This is a genomic window from uncultured Veillonella sp. (assembly GCF_900545795.1).
Classification (GTDB): domain Bacteria; phylum Bacillota; class Negativicutes; order Veillonellales; family Veillonellaceae; genus Veillonella_A.
In genome coordinates, this window is record NZ_URAR01000003.1 from 1 (window position 1) to 17,299 (window position 17,299).

The 17,299-nt window shown below is 38.0% G+C and carries 14 protein-coding genes and 1 rRNA gene; 2 read left to right on the forward strand and 13 right to left on the reverse strand.

Translation table 11 applies throughout. From position 1 onward, the window contains the following. From QZR90_RS02250 to QZR90_RS02265, 4 genes are all read right to left on the reverse strand, one after another. A 16S ribosomal RNA gene (locus QZR90_RS02250) occupies window positions 1–59 on the reverse strand; the annotation flags it as partial. 746 nt (window positions 60–805) lie between these two features. Then, window positions 806–1,672, reverse strand: a complete 867-nt coding sequence (locus QZR90_RS02255; RefSeq protein WP_295788305.1) for an NAD(P)/FAD-dependent oxidoreductase — start codon at window positions 1,670–1,672, stop codon at window positions 806–808. Between the two features lie 219 nt (window positions 1,673–1,891). Further along, entirely contained in the window at window positions 1,892–2,638 is a 747-nt protein-coding gene (locus QZR90_RS02260; protein WP_295788307.1) for an NADPH-dependent oxidoreductase, read from the reverse strand. A gap of 90 nt (window positions 2,639–2,728) precedes the next feature. After that, entirely contained in the window at window positions 2,729–3,115 is a 387-nt protein-coding gene (locus tag QZR90_RS02265) for a hypothetical protein (RefSeq protein WP_295788310.1), read from the reverse strand. A gap of 339 nt (window positions 3,116–3,454) precedes the next feature. On the opposite strand from QZR90_RS02265, the gene QZR90_RS02270 reads away from it, so the two are divergent. Further along, on the forward strand, window positions 3,455–4,201 hold the full coding sequence (locus QZR90_RS02270) for an SIMPL domain-containing protein (protein ID WP_295788312.1): 747 nt from the start codon (window positions 3,455–3,457) through the stop codon (window positions 4,199–4,201). 137 nt (window positions 4,202–4,338) lie between these two features. Here QZR90_RS02270 and QZR90_RS02275 read toward each other — a convergent pair whose 3' ends face one another. Then, the gene (locus tag QZR90_RS02275; RefSeq protein WP_295788314.1) at window positions 4,339–5,151 is read right to left on the reverse strand and encodes a class I SAM-dependent methyltransferase; all 813 of its coding nucleotides are present in this window, start codon (window positions 5,149–5,151) and stop codon (window positions 4,339–4,341) included. Between the two features lie 206 nt (window positions 5,152–5,357). Here QZR90_RS02275 and sstT point away from each other — a divergent pair, with 206 nt between their 5' ends. Then, window positions 5,358–6,710: a serine/threonine transporter SstT gene (gene sstT, locus QZR90_RS02280; RefSeq protein WP_295788317.1), complete on the forward strand. Its 1,353-nt coding sequence runs from the start codon at window positions 5,358–5,360 to the stop codon at window positions 6,708–6,710. 126 nt (window positions 6,711–6,836) lie between these two features. Here sstT and QZR90_RS02285 read toward each other — a convergent pair whose 3' ends face one another. The 8 genes from QZR90_RS02285 to QZR90_RS02320 form a co-directional block, all read right to left on the reverse strand. Then, the gene (locus QZR90_RS02285; RefSeq protein ID WP_295788318.1) at window positions 6,837–8,024 is read right to left on the reverse strand and encodes a cation diffusion facilitator family transporter; all 1,188 of its coding nucleotides are present in this window, start codon (window positions 8,022–8,024) and stop codon (window positions 6,837–6,839) included. 322 nt (window positions 8,025–8,346) lie between these two features. After that, entirely contained in the window at window positions 8,347–9,864 is a 1,518-nt protein-coding gene (locus QZR90_RS02290; RefSeq protein ID WP_295788319.1) for an NAD(P)/FAD-dependent oxidoreductase, read from the reverse strand. A 222-nt stretch (window positions 9,865–10,086) separates the two neighbouring features. Next, window positions 10,087–10,821 carry a YebC/PmpR family DNA-binding transcriptional regulator gene (locus tag QZR90_RS02295; protein ID WP_295788322.1) on the reverse strand — a complete coding sequence of 245 codons (735 nt, stop codon included), beginning with the start codon at window positions 10,819–10,821 and terminating at the stop codon, window positions 10,087–10,089. 78 nt (window positions 10,822–10,899) lie between these two features. Then, the gene (locus QZR90_RS02300; protein WP_295788578.1) at window positions 10,900–11,475 is read right to left on the reverse strand and encodes an RNA methyltransferase; all 576 of its coding nucleotides are present in this window, start codon (window positions 11,473–11,475) and stop codon (window positions 10,900–10,902) included. Between the two features lie 457 nt (window positions 11,476–11,932). Next, a complete protein-coding gene (gene eno, locus QZR90_RS02305) occupies window positions 11,933–13,222 on the reverse strand; it encodes a phosphopyruvate hydratase (RefSeq protein ID WP_295788325.1) in 1,290 nt (429 codons plus the stop codon). Window positions 13,223–13,323: 101 nt separating this feature from the next. Next, a complete protein-coding gene (gpmI, locus tag QZR90_RS02310) occupies window positions 13,324–14,877 on the reverse strand; it encodes a 2,3-bisphosphoglycerate-independent phosphoglycerate mutase (RefSeq protein WP_295788327.1) in 1,554 nt (517 codons plus the stop codon). A 305-nt stretch (window positions 14,878–15,182) separates the two neighbouring features. Continuing rightward, window positions 15,183–15,938, reverse strand: a complete 756-nt coding sequence (gene tpiA, locus QZR90_RS02315) for a triose-phosphate isomerase (RefSeq protein WP_366208657.1) — start codon at window positions 15,936–15,938, stop codon at window positions 15,183–15,185. Between the two features lie 5 nt (window positions 15,939–15,943). Further along, complete coding sequence (locus QZR90_RS02320) at window positions 15,944–17,122, reverse strand: phosphoglycerate kinase (RefSeq protein ID WP_295788331.1); 1,179 nt, start codon at window positions 17,120–17,122, stop codon at window positions 15,944–15,946. Window positions 17,123–17,299 lie beyond the last annotated feature (177 nt).

Consider the following 17,299-nt stretch of genomic DNA (forward strand, 5'->3'; position numbering starts at 1 on the left):
TGCATGTGTTAAGCACGCCGCCAGCGTTCGTCCTGAGCCAGGATCAAACTCTCCAAGATATCTTGAAGCTATTTGCTAGCTCGTTATTTGTTGTCTGTTAGTTTAGCATTGCTATCTAACTTAGAATTTTTTGGTTGGTTTCAACTTAGTGAAACCCGCACTCTGGCATATGTTCATTTCGTATTGAAATGATTACCTTACATTGTTCAGTTTTCAAAGATCTGATGTCGCTTGATGCGACGTCTTGTATATACTACCATGTCACACATTTCATGTCAACTACTTTTTTACATAAATTTTTCGAAAATTTTATATTTCCTAATTTATGTAATGTATTTACAAGCTACTCTCTATTTAGTAAAAAGTAGCATGTAATTAGCTTTCGTTAACAGCGACTTTGTTAGTATACCCATTTCAGAATATTTAGTCAACCCCTAAATTAAAAAAATTCGCAAATATTTTGCTATCTGCGAATTTCTCTAATTAAACTCAATTGATACATAAGTAACTAATATCTTTCCCTACAATAATTTGAAAATGATATAGTATATAAACATCTTCGTATTTATTTGTATTTATTCGTATTTATATGTCTTAAGTATTTATATGTCTTAAGTATTTATATTTATATTTTTATACTTATTTTTTTATTACTTTCTTATTGTTTATATCTTTGTACTTATGTTTTTTAACTTATGTTTTTCAGCGCAACTCTTTCTGCTTATGTATTTCTACTTATATGTAGCTCTACTATATATTTTTTATACTTATGTCTCTTCGTCTTACCATTCGATTGAAACATCCTCTAACGTTTATTTACATATGCTACAGCACTGAATGCAGCCATTTGCCCATCCCCTACTGCTTTAGATACTTGCAAAGGGGCCCCAGCTACATCACCAGCAGCAAAGAGTCCGGCAAAATTTGTTTCCATAAAACGATTTACTTCTATCGCATTATTACTAACTTCCAATCCATCAATCATATTATCTGGCGGATTGGAATCTCTCAATATAAAAATACCATCTACTGCGCGCTCCTCGTTTCGACTTCGAACAGCTTCAACACGACCGTCTCCATTTATCCCCAGAATTCGCTCATGATAGAGTTGTACTGATCCTGGTAAGTTACTCTCCTTAAATATATCTAAAGATAAACTTGGATCTACATATAATGCTACTGTAGCTGCTAAACTTGCCAACAATTTCACATCATCTAACCCATGTTCAGTATTAATATATATAGCTATTTCTTTTTCTTTAAAAAATTGGCCATCACAAGAAGCACAATAACTAACGCCTCGCCCTAGTAATTGTTTTTCTCCAGGGATGGTACCATTCATACTTACCCCTGTTGCTAAGATTACACTATGTGCTGTATACACGCCTTCTTCCGTAAGAATTGTAAAAGGCTCTCCCTGAAAGATGGATTGCACTCGTTCATTCACAATCGTTGGTTCATAGGTTAATGCTTGAGCCACTAATGTATCCATTAAATCAGTACCGCTTATGGTATGAAATCCTAAATAATTGTCAATGCGCTCCGCTTTTCTTAACTTATCACTAAAGCCACCGGACTCAAACAAAACAACAGATTTGCCACGTACACGCGCTGTTACTGCCGCCGACAAACCTGCCGGACCACCTCCGACAATGGCAATATCATATACCATACTAATTCCCCCTATAATTTAGAGTCATGCTGCGCTCACTCTTTAATTTATATAGAAAAACATAGCCAACATATAAAGTTGGCTATGTTCATAATTCAATTTCAAGACTCTTATTATTTAGCAATGAGTTATAATCTCTCATCACTTATAATGTGCTGCTTATAATCTATGAGAGTTTTATCTCAGAAATTAAAGAAAGCCCTCATTTAGTTATAGAAATTATAAATTGAATTTAAAGCCTTGAGCTTCAGCCTGTTGAATTAACTTCTGACGCATAGGCGTAGGATTTTGGCTTTTCTTCGCAATCTGCAAGGTAAATGAGTCAACGCGGCGATTTGTATCACGTAAATCGTAATACTGGCCCATTTCTTCATCATACTCTTCTAACAAATCCATATAAGAGTCAAATACTTTATAGGAGTCTTCAAAAATATTCGCTTCTTTTGGCATGCGTGGTTTTGCTTGAGGTTCCTGATTTGGCACCCCAATACCAAGACCTAACATAGGGAATGTAAGCTCTGGCAAACCTAATAATTCAATCATCTTAGGCACATTATTTAAAATGCTGCCAAAATATACAGTTCCAAAGCCAGCAAGCTCAGCTGCAGCCACTACATTTTGCGCTGCTAGAGCTGCATCAGTCCAACCTTGGAAGAAGCGATCGCTATCGCGCTCATTATCATTTACAACGCCTTGTTCACGAGCGATGCGAGAATTTCTATAAGAGTCTACTACAAAAATTAACAACTCAGGCACACGCGCTACATACTCTTGGTTGCAAATTTCTGCAATAGCAGCTTTCAATTCAGGCTTAGTAATACGAATAATACTAAAGCTCTGCATACCTTGGCTAGAAGCGGTACGCTTAGCAACATCTAATAGCACATTTAATTGCTGCGGTGTAATAGGTGTTGATTTAAATTCACGAATAGTACGGTGATTTAATAATATATCAATAGGATTCATATACAAAACTCCTTTACTGTGAACATATCGAAATATCTAAATTTCTCTTTTTACAGTACCACGGATTGTACCCCTTGTCTAGTATACAATCTAATTATTCCATACCAATTTGTAAATCTCTTCCCCCATTGTCTCAGGTACAATCGGTTGTACCGACTTATCATAAGTAAATTCATCATCATTATAAGGAATTCCAGTAGTGTGAAATAAACGCAACTCTAAAATCTGAATCGTCTTATCTTCCTTATTAAGCTTTATCTTTTGCTCATAATAATCCTTATTAAGTTGATTTACGCGAATCCACATGGTTGCTTCTTTATCATTTTTCTCTACTCGACTATTATCAACACTATATTGCTCTTCCGTAGCACTGGCTCCAATATAATACCAATCGGCAGCCATTACCTGTTGAGCCATACCCAATTGAACACCACCCACTACTGCTAACACAAGCATAATTTGTTTCCAATATTTCATATCATATCACCTCTTATATTAATTACCTCTTTTGTATTTAGGCCTTTCATTCCCAAATAGTCTAACATTAGTATTCCAAATATTAACACATAACTTGAAGATCATACTTTCTATAATACAGAAAATATGTACGTTATTATTATACTCTCTTTTTTAATTACATCAACAAAAATTTTTAAAAACATCTATCTTTTGATAATGGACAAAAAACTGAATTTGTCCATTAAGTTTTGCTTTTTTCTTTTTTATTTGGTATACTACCAGTAAAGAACTAATGAAGTGTAAAGTTCTATTAACATTCTTATACTTTTTTTAGAAAGAGTAACAAAGGAGTTTATTATGAATTTAAAATTAACAAAAAAATTAACCCGTACAATTTTAGCTGCCACTCTTGCACTAGGTGTTACTGGCGCTGCTCTAGCAGCTCCACAAGGTGCTGATGTACCTGAATCTCAAATCCAAGTAACTGGCATGGCTAACCGCTCTATTGCACCGACTTATGCTACATTGCGCTTAGGTATCACTAGCAATGCTAATAATGTTATGACTGCTAAGAGCGAAAATGATCGCATTATGAGCCAATTAATTGCTAGCTTAGCTCAAGTAGGTGTGACTAAAAACAATATCCAAACTTCTAACTTCTCCGTTAACCCACAGTACGATTACCAAACTGTAAAAGGTCAACGCGATAATTCTATTCAATCCTACACTGTATCTAACAATGTAACTGTTCGCATTAATGATTTAAGCAAAGTAAGCCAAATCATTGACCGCGCAGTAGGTGCTGGTGCTAATGACATTCAATCCCTTTCTTTTGAAGCTGATGTAAACCAATCCCTTAGCGATCAATTGACTACAGAAGCTGTTAAAAATGGCCGTCATCAAGCTGAAGTTATCGCTGCTGCATTAGGTCAACAAATCAAAGGCATCAAAGAAGCGTCTGTAAACTCTACTAACACTTATACATTAGACAACACACCTCGTATGTATAAAATGGCTGCTAGTGCTCTAGAAACTACAACACCTGTAGAGCAAGGCGATTTATCTGTAGTAAAAACAGTAAATCTTGTATTCTATGTACAATAATCGTTCATTCTGTAAATAGTCTTACTATCTATTAGTCATTACTTTTTCGTAATAACTAACAAAGGGCTGTCACCCTGTGCTGATTATATTCAGCACTACGGTGACAGCCCTTTTTGCTATCTCCTCAAACTCATTTTTTACTTTTCTGGTACACGACCTACATGAACAGCCACTATGCCACCAGTTAATTCAAAATACTCCGCCTCTTCATAGCCTACGGCTTTAAAAATATCTAGCACCTTAGACTGATGAGGATAGCGTCGCAATGATTCTGGAAGCCACGCATAGGAGGACTTATCTTTACTGAGCTTACCAAGAATAGGTAAAATCTTTTCAAAATATAAATAATATAACTGTTTAAAACCAATCATCGTTGGCTTAGCTAGTTCTAATGTGACCACATAGCCACCAGGCTTAACTACGCGCATCATTTCCTGTAAAGTCACTTCAATGCTCGGCACATTGCGTAGTGCAAAAGCGCTCATAGCGGAATCAAAGCTATTATCTTCATAAGGTAAGTCCATAGCATCGCCTTCCACTAAGCTCACCTTATCAAGAAGGCCTAATTCTTCCAAGCGCGCCTGTCCACGGCGTAACATTTCAGGACTGAAATCGAGTGCTTCAATAGAAATATCTGAATGTTGTCTCAGTGCTTCAATAGTTAACATCCCAGTGCCACACGCTACATCAAGTAAGCGATGGCCTGTTTCTAATTTAAGTTTCGAAACGGCAAAACGGCGCCAATAAGCATCTTGATGAAAACTTAAAATCGTATTCATCAAATCATAGTGTTTAGCAATATGAGAAAATACATGTTGTACATATACTTCTTTATCTTGATTATTTTCAAACTGCAAGCCCTTTTTTATTACTTCCTGTGCAAGATCTACATCTGCTTTGGAATCTATAGGCGATACAGTTTTTACTTTCACATCATTCATCATCTTCACATCGCTTTACTAATAATACAAAACCCTTACTGCGTCTCTTTAGTATACAAAAATTAAAAGCCCCTTGTAAAGTCATCACAAAAAACACTAATATAATTTTATTTTATAAAAAAATCAATAAAAAACACTTGCCAATCTTTTTTATCCGTTCTATAATGACATATGTCCATTACAAGGAAATGTATATTCAAAAAGGAGAGATTGTGATGAAATATGTTTTACAAGTGCTAAACCGATTGAGCCTCATCCAACAAATCATTATTGGCCTTATTATCGGTATATCGGTAGCGCTCATTAATCCTACCATAGGTAAAAATTTATCCCTACTCGGCATTATTTTCGTAGGTGCCCTAAAAGGGATTGCACCAGTTCTCGTATTTTTCTTAGTTATCGCCGCTGTATGTCGCCACCGTGCGGGGCAGCAATCGGGAATGAGAAAAATCATTGGCATGTATATTGTAGGTACCTTCCTATCCGCTGCGTTAGCAGTAGTAGTAAGCACTGTATTCCCTACTACTTTGCATTTAGTTAATGCCACTCAGGAAACAGCAGCGCCAGAAGGGATTGCCGAAGTCCTCATTACACTATTAAAAAATGCTGTGGACAATCCACTCCATGCCATTATGACTGGTAATTACATCGGTATTCTAAGCTGGGCCGTAGTCATCGGCTTCGCTCTTCGCCATGCACCAGATGAAACAAAAGAAGTATTTGCTAATATTTCAGATGCTGTTACTACCTGTGTGCAATGGGTTATCCGCTTAGCTCCATTTGGTATTATGGGCCTTGTAGCTGAAACAATTGCTACCAATGGTATTGAAGTATTATTAGATTATGGTGTATTACTTGCTACATTATTAGGCAGTATGTTCTTTGTAGCCCTTGTAATCAATCCAATTATTGTATTCTGGGCTATTCGCCGCAATCCGTATCCACTTACCTTAAAATGCTTGCGTGAATCTGGTATTTATGCCTTCTTTACTCGCAGCTCAGCAGCTAATATTCCGGTAAATATGAAATTATGTGAGGATTTGGGATTGGATGAGGACACCTATTCTGTGTCGATTCCGCTGGGAGCCACTATCAATATGGATCTTGCCAAACGCCTCGGCGTTTCCCCTGATACTTACTCCATTGCCATTCCTTTAGGCGCTACTATCAACATGGCAGGTGCAGCCATTACTATCACTATCATGACACTAGCCGCTGCCAATACGCTCAATATTCAAGTAGACTTTTTAACATCCCTACTTCTTAGCATTATTGCTACTATTGGTGCATGTGGTGCCTCTGGTGTTGCTGGCGGTTCCTTATTGCTTATTCCACTAGCATGTAGCCTATTCGGTATCTCCAATGACATTGCCATGCAAGTCGTAGGTGTTGGTTTCATTATCGGAGTTCTTCAAGACTCCACTGAAACAGCACTCAACTCTTCCACTGATATTCTCTTCACAGCCGCTGCTGATTTTGCAAAACACGGCTACCCTAGCGATATCAACCATGTAGTAATAGAAGATACAGTTGAACAATCTGTTCAAGAAGCTAGCTTAAACAACTAATCTCCTTTTACATAAACTAAAAGCCTTACTCATTATAATGTTTACAATATATGTAACATTACTTGAGTAAGGCTTTTCTTATGAATGCTTTCAATAAATTAAATGCAGATTCCTCTTATCCAAAGATTATGGGTGAATGTGTTGATTCCCTGTATAACGCCTACCTGCATTGATATGAACATCAAAATTAGGATGAACTGCTTCTAAAATGCTTTTAATGCTATTAGACACATCTTCAATATTCGCATTACTAGAGTAAGGTACGGTCATATCAAAGGACACTCTCGTTCGCTCACCATCTTGAATGCCTTGTACATCATATACACAAATATCAGGATTATACGCTTTTGCCACTTTATCTACCATGTTATAAAGTTTAATCATTTCATCATTAATAATACGTGGGTCCATATGAATCGTTAAGTTTACATATAGTTTATCTGCCACATCACGTTCAATGCGATCAACTAGGGCATGACTTTTAATCACATCTACTTTAGCATCTACCTCAACATGAATGCTAGCAAACACATTGCCTGGTCCATAGTCATGAACAACTAAATCATGAACACCTTCTACCCCTTTATAGGATTTTACAAGGGTTACAATAGACGATACAAGCTCTGGACTTGGCTCTTGTCCTAAAATACGAGTAATCGCATCAGACAATACATGATAACCCGCTCGACCAATAAGTAAGGCCACTAAAAAGCTCAAATAGCCATCTACAGGTAATGCAAATAGTCCACCTATAACCAAGCCCACTGTAACACCTGCAATACCCCAAATATCAGACAAAGTTTCTAAGCTATTAGCTCTTAAAATAGGTGAATCAACTAGCTCTCCAATATATTTTAAAAAACTATAGAGCCAAAGTTTCAATCCCATCGCACAGAGCATAACAATTACTGAAGTAAGGGAAAATGGCACTACTTCTGGATTCATAATGCGATGCACTGCTTCAATGAGAATCTGAATGGCTAAGACGAATAACAATAAAGCAAATCCAATGGAAAGCAAATACTCCATGCGCCCAAAGCCAAAAGGATGCGCTTCATCTGCTTTCTTCGCACCGAGACGAAAACTAATTAAGGAGATTAAAGAACCACCGGCATCTGTAATATTATGTATACCGTCACTAATCATAGCTAAAGAGCCTATTAAAAATCCTACAGCCACTTCCCCAATACAGATCAATAGATTAATTACAATGCCTGCTATACTAGCTAAATCGCCATATTTTGTGCGAACCATAGGTGATTTTACACAATCGCGATTTGGCACATACATGCGTATTAATAAGTCTTGCATCATTTACCCCACTCATCTTTATAATGAATAATCAATAAAAACTTTTCATATTCTTTACAATACCATATATAATAGATAATCCGTTAGCACATAAGGAGCTAACGGATTATCATTATTCTCATTGAAATCATTGTACACCTTTTCTCAATAATTATCAATAAGAATTTTATGTTTTATTTATGATTTTTTCATCTAATTTATATGAGTTTTAAACCATTAGGTTGTTATTTTTTACTACAAAACGAATCCATATTCGCCTAGCCATGATACGCTCTCATAGCCTTAATGACCAGAAGCCTATCAATTATCATTTAAACAAAACGGCTTACCAGCGGTTTTCGTAATATACTTGCGTCCACATAACGATTTCAGACAAAGTAGGATGCGGTGTCATAGTTTCCCCAACAGTAATAACAGAATGAGGATCCATTTTACGCACTAACCCTTCACTGCGCAATTGTTTCGTCAATGGTGAACCAATCTCTTCATTAATTGGAGTCAATGGAGTATCTCCACTATTGAGCAAGTTCACATATGGTTGGAATAAAATAGACGCTTGAGGGCCAATTACATGAACACCTAAAATATGATTAGTCTTAGTATCTACAACAATTTTAACAAATCCATCATTTTCATCACCTGGATCAAAGCCCATAGCAAAGCCTTTAGCCGATGCGGAATAATAGTTTTTACCAGTTTTAACTTCATAGCCTAATTCTTTAGCCTGAGTTTCTGTTAAACCTACATGACCTACTTGAGGATAAGTAAAGGTAACAGCTGGCACTAAATCATAGCGTGCCCAGCGGAAATCTTGCGGTGACTCAGCAAAGAATAAATTATGCGCGATAATATCAGCTTCATAATTAGCCTTATGTCTAAATGGTGCCTCACCATTCACATCGCCCATAGCGTATACGCCTTCTACAGAGGTTTCTAAGAATTCATTTGTTTTAATCCAGCCACCACGCATAGTTTCAATAGATGTATTTTCTAATTTTAACTCCTCAGTAGCTGGTTTGATACCAGATGCCATGAGAATTTCTTCTCCACGTACTTCGCGGATTTCACCTGTTTTACGGTCTTCAATAACAACTACTTTTTCGCCATTTTCTACGCGCACTTCTTGCGGCTCTTGGTTAAGAATCACTTCAATGCCTAGACGCGTAATGTCTTTATAAATCTGTTCAGAAATTTCTTCGTCTTCTTTAGGTAATAAGCGCACATTGTGTTGAATCAACGTTACTTCTGTACCTGCTGCAGCAAATACATGAGCAAACTCTGTACCAATAGGACCACCACCCATTACGATGAGTTTCTTAAATGGCTTCTTAGGGTACTTATTGCCAAATAAAGATTCACTGCTCATATAACCAGCTTCTTCAAGGCCTTTAATCGGATTGATTTTAGTATGGCCACCTACACCTAGAATAATAATTGGCGCTGTAATCTCTTCACTTACACCACCTTCAGTATAAGTAACAGTTACCACTTTATCTTTAACAAAAGAGGCAGCCCCATTATATACATCTACATTATCGAACTTTTTGTAGTATGCTTCCATGCCAATGCTTTCATCAATTTTTTGCCACACGCGCTTGGACATAAGATCCCAGTCAATGCTGGCAGGCTCAACTTTAACGCCAATTTTAGGAAGCTCTTCAATCTCGCGCACTGCATCGGCTACAGTAACCATAACCTTCGTAGGAATACAGCCACGAGTTAAGCAAGTGCCACCAAATTTAGCCTTTTCAATAATAGCTACTTTCTTTCCCTTTTTTATAGCCGCATCAGCAACGATGGTAGCACCACCAGTGCCGATTACAATAATATCATATTGCTTCATTTTACCTATCATCCTTTCACAATGACTAACAAGTAAAAATAATTATACTATCATTAATAATCAATAGCGATTACCAATTAATTATATCATATTGATAGATATAAATATAGTGAAGTAAATGCATACTTGCAGAATTCAAATAATACGCCTATAATCGCAAATAAAAAGGCCATCACAGAGCCTTAAAACTTAAAACACTGTAATGGCGCTATTATATTGAATTTATTCTTCTTCCTCAGGAAGAATAGCATTGTGGTAGACATCTTGCACATCGTCAAGATCATCTAATGCATCGAGCATTTTTTGCATTTTTTCAGCATTTTCGCCTTCTAGCTCGATATTATTATCCGGCACCATAGTAATTTTACTTACTTCTGTTTCAATGCCCGCTTCAGCTAAAGCAGCTTCTACTGCATCATAATCTTCTTGAGAGGTATAAATAACAAACGAATCGTCTTCAGATTTTAAATCTTCTGCCCCTGCTTCTAAAGCAAGTAGAGTTAATTCTTCTTCATCATGACCTTCTGCAGCGATAACGAAGATACCTTTGCGCTTAAACATCCATGCTACACAGCCTGTTTCGCCAAGATTACCACCATTTTTGGAGAATGCATGGCGCACATCTGCCGCTGTACGATTGCGATTATCTGTTAAGCACTCTACAGTTAGTGCCACGCCGCCAGGACCATAGCCTTCATAAGTAATCTCTTCGTAATTATCCATTTCAGTAGCGCCTACGCCTTTAGCAATCGCACGTTGAATATTATCTTTAGGGATATTATTTTCACGAGCTTTTTGAAGCGCTAATTTTAAACGCATATTACCTACTGGATCGCCACCACCCATGCGAGCAGCAACAGTGATTTCACGGCTAATTTTAGTCGTTACTTTTGCTTTAATCGCATCAGTTTTTCCTTTTTTATGTTTAATATTGGCCCATTTTGAATGTCCAGACATTGTATTACCTCCTATAAAAATGCGCCTAGTGCAATAGATATTATATATCACGCTTCACTAGGTCTTACATATTGACTATTAGGCTTTTTCCCACCAAGCTTCACCGCGAAGACGATCCAAAATAATTGAAACAGCACTTCGCACTGACAAGTGATTGTACTCACCATGCCCATATACAGGCTCTAATATATAGTCAAATTCTTCCATTGTTTCTTTTGTCATACCATAGCCGGTACCAAATAATACTAACACAGGAAGGTCCCCAAATTCAAGGTTTTTACGCAATCCACTATAGGTAATTGTATTATCATAGGTACGTGCATCAGTAGTACAAACTAAGGGGCGCTTCCCTTCAAGCTCTATAACCTTATCAATGGCCACCTTAATAGAATTAACTAATTCTACCCCATTAAACGCTTCTTTGCGGTCAGGATTGTAGGTACTGCCAAAGCCTTGTTGCCAATGCTCCATTATTTTAGCCGCTAATTCTCTTTGGCTTGGAATATTGTGAATAACAAAATAGCGGCTCACGTCATAAGTAATCGCCGCGCGAGCAATATCATGAATATCATAATTAGTTATTGCCGTTGTAATCACATCCATATGTTTATTGTAAATTGGATAATGTACCAGGCCGATATATAAATTAGGCAATGCCGTCCCTCCTTGTAATGTGCGTTCAAATTTGTGCTTTAAATACTTCACATTTAAGCTTTAGACCCTTAATAGTTAGCGCCTTACTGATTTTATAGCTAGCATCTTAAATGCTTAATATTTAGTGCCTTAGATGTTTTTAATGCCTTAGTTGCATTTTAGTACTTTAGATTCATTTTAATACCTTAGCTGCTTTACATTTAGTTCTTACATGCTTTTATATTTAGACACTTAGGTGCTTTTATATTATGTAGTTTACTATTACAAAATGCTAGTAAAGTACTAAGAACAGTTTCTATTATACTCCATCTTTAGGAAAGTGGAAAATATGGCCCAAATAAAATGCTTAGATGCTAACTCCTTAAGGCCTTGTATCAGCCTTGTAGAATTGCATCTAAGCATTATTATGTGATGTAAACTTTTAACTATAGATACATCTAAGTGATGAATCTATATATTATTTATGTTTTAAATTGTAGAATACATCAAGACCACGATATTGAGCTGTTTCAGCTAATAAGTCTTCGATGCGAAGTAATTGATTGTATTTAGCTACGCGTTCGCTACGAGCTGGTGCACCAGTTTTAATTTGGCCCGCATTCACTGCTACGGCAATGTCAGCGATAGTGTTATCTTCTGTTTCGCCAGAACGGTGAGAAATAACACAAGTATAGCCTGCGCGTTTAGCCATTTCAATAGCATCAAAAGTTTCTGTTAAAGTACCGATTTGGTTTACTTTAATTAAGATAGAGTTTGCTGTATCAGCTTGAATACCTCGAGCCAAACGTTCTGTGTTTGTTACAAATAAATCGTCACCTACTAATTGAACTTTTTTGCCAAGGCGCTCTGTTAATAATTTCCAGCCTTCCCAATCTTCTTCAGCTAAACCATCTTCAATAGAGATGATAGGATATTTTTCTACTAGTGCTTCATAGAAATCAACCATTTCAGCGGCAGTTTTAACTTTGCCTTCACCAGCTAAATTATATTTTCCATCTTTAAAGAATTCAGAAGACGCCGCATCAATAGCTAATTTGAAATCAGTGCCAGGTTCATAACCAGCATCTTTAATCGCTTCACAAATAACTTGTAATGCTTCTTCATTGGAGCCAAGATTTGGTGCAAAACCACCTTCATCGCCCACACCAGTAGCAAGACCTTTAGCTTTTAATACATTTTTAAGTGTGTGATATACTTCTGCACAAGCGCGTAATGCTTCTTTGAAGGACTCTGCACCTACTGGCATAATCATGAACTCTTGAATGTCCACATTATTGTCAGCATGAGCACCACCATTTAAAATGTTCATCATTGGCACTGGTAATTCTTTACCATTTGTACCACCTAAGTATTGGAATAATGGTAAATCATAAGAAGCAGCTGCCGCTTGAGCTACTGCCATAGATACGCCAAGAATCGCATTGGCACCAAATTTACCTTTATTAGGAGTACCATCAAGCTCAATCATTAATTTATCAATAGCTACTTGTTCTGATGCATCAAAACCAAGAATAGCAGGACCAATTAATTCATTTACATTATGAACAGCTTGTTCTACGCCTTTACCTAAGTAGCGACCTTTATCGCCATCGCGAAGCTCTACTGCTTCAAATTGACCAGTGGACGCGCCAGATGGAACAGCAGCACGACCAATTGTGCCGTCTTCTAAATACACTTCTACTTCCACTGTTGGATTGCCACGGGAATCTAGGATCTCTCTTGCGTAAACATCTGTAATAATTGCCATAATATGACCTCCTTAATATGTTAACCTCAATACGTTAACCCTTATATACTTTCATTATACCCTACCTAGGTAGAACCTGCCTTTATTACAGGGAACAAGTTCTACCGTGGTGGGCCCGATTTCTTCGGCACTACACTCTTACCTGTCATTTCACTCGGTTGCTCAATCCCACCTAAAGCCAGCATAGTCGGTGCTAAATCACATAGGCGACCTGGTGTTAATTCACAGTTTTCCTTAGTATATGCCTGACTAACTAAAATTAGTGGCACTGGATTAGTTGTATGCGCCGTATGTGGAGCGCCGGTGCTATGGTCAATCATCATTTCAGAATTACCATGATCTGCTGTAATCAGCAAATGACCTTCTACTTTCTCGATTGCTTCTACGATGCGACCTAAACAGGTATCCACTGTATGCACAGCTTTTTTTGCTGCTTCAAAATCACCTGTATGACCAACCATATCTGGATTTGCAAAGTTTAACACAATCATATCAAAAGCTTTGCTTTCAATAGCTGCCACTACTTTATCAGTAACTTCAAAAGCGCTCATCTCAGGCTGCATATCATAAGTAGCCACCTTAGGTGAAGGCACTAAAATGCGCTCTTCTCCTTCAAATGGCACCTCTTCACCACCATTAAAGAAATAGGTAACATGCGCATATTTCTCTGTTTCTGCAATGCGAAGCTGTGTATAGCCTCCTTCAGATAGTACTTGCCCTAATGTATTGGTAAGCACTTCTTTCTCATATACAATATGAACTGGCAAACCATCTTCATATTTTGTCATAGTGGCAAAATATACTGGCACAACACCTTTCTTGCGTTGAAAGCCCGTAAACTCTGGATCCACTATGGCGCGAGTTAATTGGCGAGCACGGTCTGGTCTAAAGTTTGCAAAAATTACGCCATCATTGGCTTCAATAGAACCTTCTTTTTGTAAGACCACTGGCACTACAAACTCATCTACCACATCTTGTGCATATGATGCTTCTACTGCAGCTGTAGCGGATTCAGCAGTAGGACCTACACCATCTACAATAGCATTATAAGCCTTTTCTACACGCTCCCAACGCTTATCCCGATCCATACCATAGTAGCGACCACCTATCGTAGCAATACTACCTAAACCTAAGTCCTTCATAAAGGCCTCTAAATCTGCTACATAAGTTAATGCACTCTTTGGTGGCACATCACGGCCATCTAATAAAGCGTGTACATATACAGCTTTGATACCGGCTTCTTTAGCTCCTTTTAAAATCGCTTTTATATGATCTAAGGAACTATGAACGCCACCATCTGATAAAAGGCCAATAATATGAAGACGACTTCCTTTAGCATGGGCATATAAATCTTTAATAACAGCTCTTTCAAAGAAAGTTCCTTCTTCGGTGTCTTTAGTAATTCGCGTTAATTCTTGATATACAATGCGTCCAGCACCAATATTTAAATGGCCCACTTCAGAGTTACCCATTTGTCCATCCGGAAGGCCTACTGCAAGACCAGAAGCTTCTAATTGCGTATGAGGATGCGCCTCATAGAGCGCTTTAAAATTCTCCGGATGAGCCTGCACTACTGCATTAGTAGCATCTTGCAAGTCCCCTAAGCCAAAGCCATCTAAAATAGTTAACATAACTGGACTTTTTAATTTTGCCATATAGTCCCTTTCTTATCTCATGTTCTCTCACAGGAAGGGCATTACCACAATATTCTAAGCAATCGCCCCACCATAAATTTATTTTACTCATCAAATCTGTGTAATACTAAGTTAGACTATCCATTGTCTAAACTGAATAGCGACTACACTAGATACTAACTAGACTATATTCAGACTACACTAGGTACTACGTGAACTATATTCAAGCTAAACTGAATACTGCCTTTCTGGAATACAATCTAAACTAAATAGCCGTTAAAGTAGATTTCACCTAATTAGTAATCTACACTCACAGCTAACATTACTTAAGCCGTAATAATGGCCATAAAGTCTTCCACTTTTAGTGATGCACCGCCCACAAGAGCACCATCAATATCTGCTTGAGATAAAATTTCTTTCGCATTGCTGCCCTTCACGCTGCCACCATATTGGATGCGCACCGCTTCAGCTGCATCGGCACCAAATAAAGAAGCCACTTTTTTACGAATTGCTGTACATACCTCACCAGCTTGTTCAGCAGTAGCAGTTTTACCCGTTCCAATGGCCCAAATAGGCTCATAAGCAATGACCATTTGCCCTACTTGTTCAGCCGTAAGATCAACAAGACCTTGCTCCAACTGACTATCAATAAACGCCTGTGTTTCATTAGCTTCGCGTTGCTCTAAGCTTTCACCTACACAAAGAATTGGTACAATATCATTCGCAAAAGCTGCTTTTATTTTTTTATTGATTAGCTCGTCAGTATCACCGAAGTATTGACGGCGTTCAGAATGGCCTAAAATAACATAATGACAGCCTAGATCTGTCAACATAGTTGGAGCCACTTCACCAGTAAAAGCACCACTTACTTCATAGTGCATATTTTGAGCGCCTACGCGAATCGTTGTTTCATCGGCTAAATCACATACTGTGCTAAGCCCAGTAAATGGGGGACATACTACAACCTCGCGTTCAGTCTTAGCTTCTGCTAGAGCCTTTTTTAAGCCTTCCACCAAAATTGTTGCCTCAGCTAAGTTTGTATGCATCTTCCAGTTGCCTGCAATAATTTGTTGTCTCATAATGCCTCCTATGCGTCTTGTAATGCCATAATGCCTGGCAAAGCCTTACCTTCTAAGTATTCAAGGGAAGCGCCACCACCAGTGGAAATATGGGAAATTTTATCTGCTAGACCACTCTTTTCAATAGCTGCTACCGAATCACCACCGCCTACAATAGTAATGGCTTCCGCTTCAGCTACTGCTTTAGCCACCGCATTTGTACCAGCGGCAAAATTGTCCATTTCAAATACGCCCATTGGACCGTTCCATACAATCATGCGCATAGAGTGTAAAGCTTCGGCAAAGGCTTTTTGACTGTCTGGGCCAATATCAAGAGCCATCCATCCCTCTTCAATGCCATCAGCGGGCACTACTTTATGATTGGCATCATTGCTAAATGCATCGGCCACTACAAAATCAGTAGGCAATAATAAATTAGTATGAGTTTCTTCTGCTTGTTTAATTAAAGACGCAGCGAGCTCAATTTTATCGCTTTCAACTAGCGAGGACCCTGTAGCATATCCTTTGGCTGCAATGAAAGTATTTGCCATACCACCGCCAATAATGAGAACTTCAACTTTTGGCAATAAATTTGAAATAACTTCAATTTTATCACTTACTTTGGCGCCCCCAATAATGGCTGCAAATGGATGCTCTGGATTAGCTACGGCACCGCCCACATATTTAATTTCCTTCTCCAATAAATAGCCTGCTACCATTGGTAAATATGTGGTAATCCCTTCCACAGAAGCATGAGCGCGATGAGATACGCCAAAGGCATCATTAATGCCAACGTCTGCTAAATTAGACAAGGCTTTAGCAAAGTCTGCACCATTCTTCTCTTCTTCTTTATGATAGCGAAGATTTTCTAATAATAGCACATCCCCATCTTGTAGTTTTGCCACTGCCGCTTCTGCTTCAGGACCTACACAATCATTGGCAAACGCCACTTCCTTGCCAAGAAGTTCACTCAAGCGTTTAGCACAAGGAGCTAAAGTAAACTCAGGTTTACGTTCTCCCTTAGGTCGACCCAAATGAGAGGCTAAAATAACTTTGGCGCCTTTGCCAATTAAGTAATTAATCGTTGGCAACGTAGCGCGAATACGCGTATCATCAGTAATAACACCCTCTTTTAAAGGCACATTAAAATCTACGCGGACAAAGACTTTTTTATGAGCTACTTCAATTGCTTCTAATGTTTTCTTCATATAATCCTCCACAGTACATGGCTTATATTATAAACTTCGTAAAGTAATTACACATTCCTTTGTATTCCAAGTCAGTTTTAGAATAGCTACGATTCTAGGACCGACGCCACATTCATAATGGCTTCCATTACACCTAGAATGTCTAGCATTATGTATAAAACTTCTAATACCACTGCT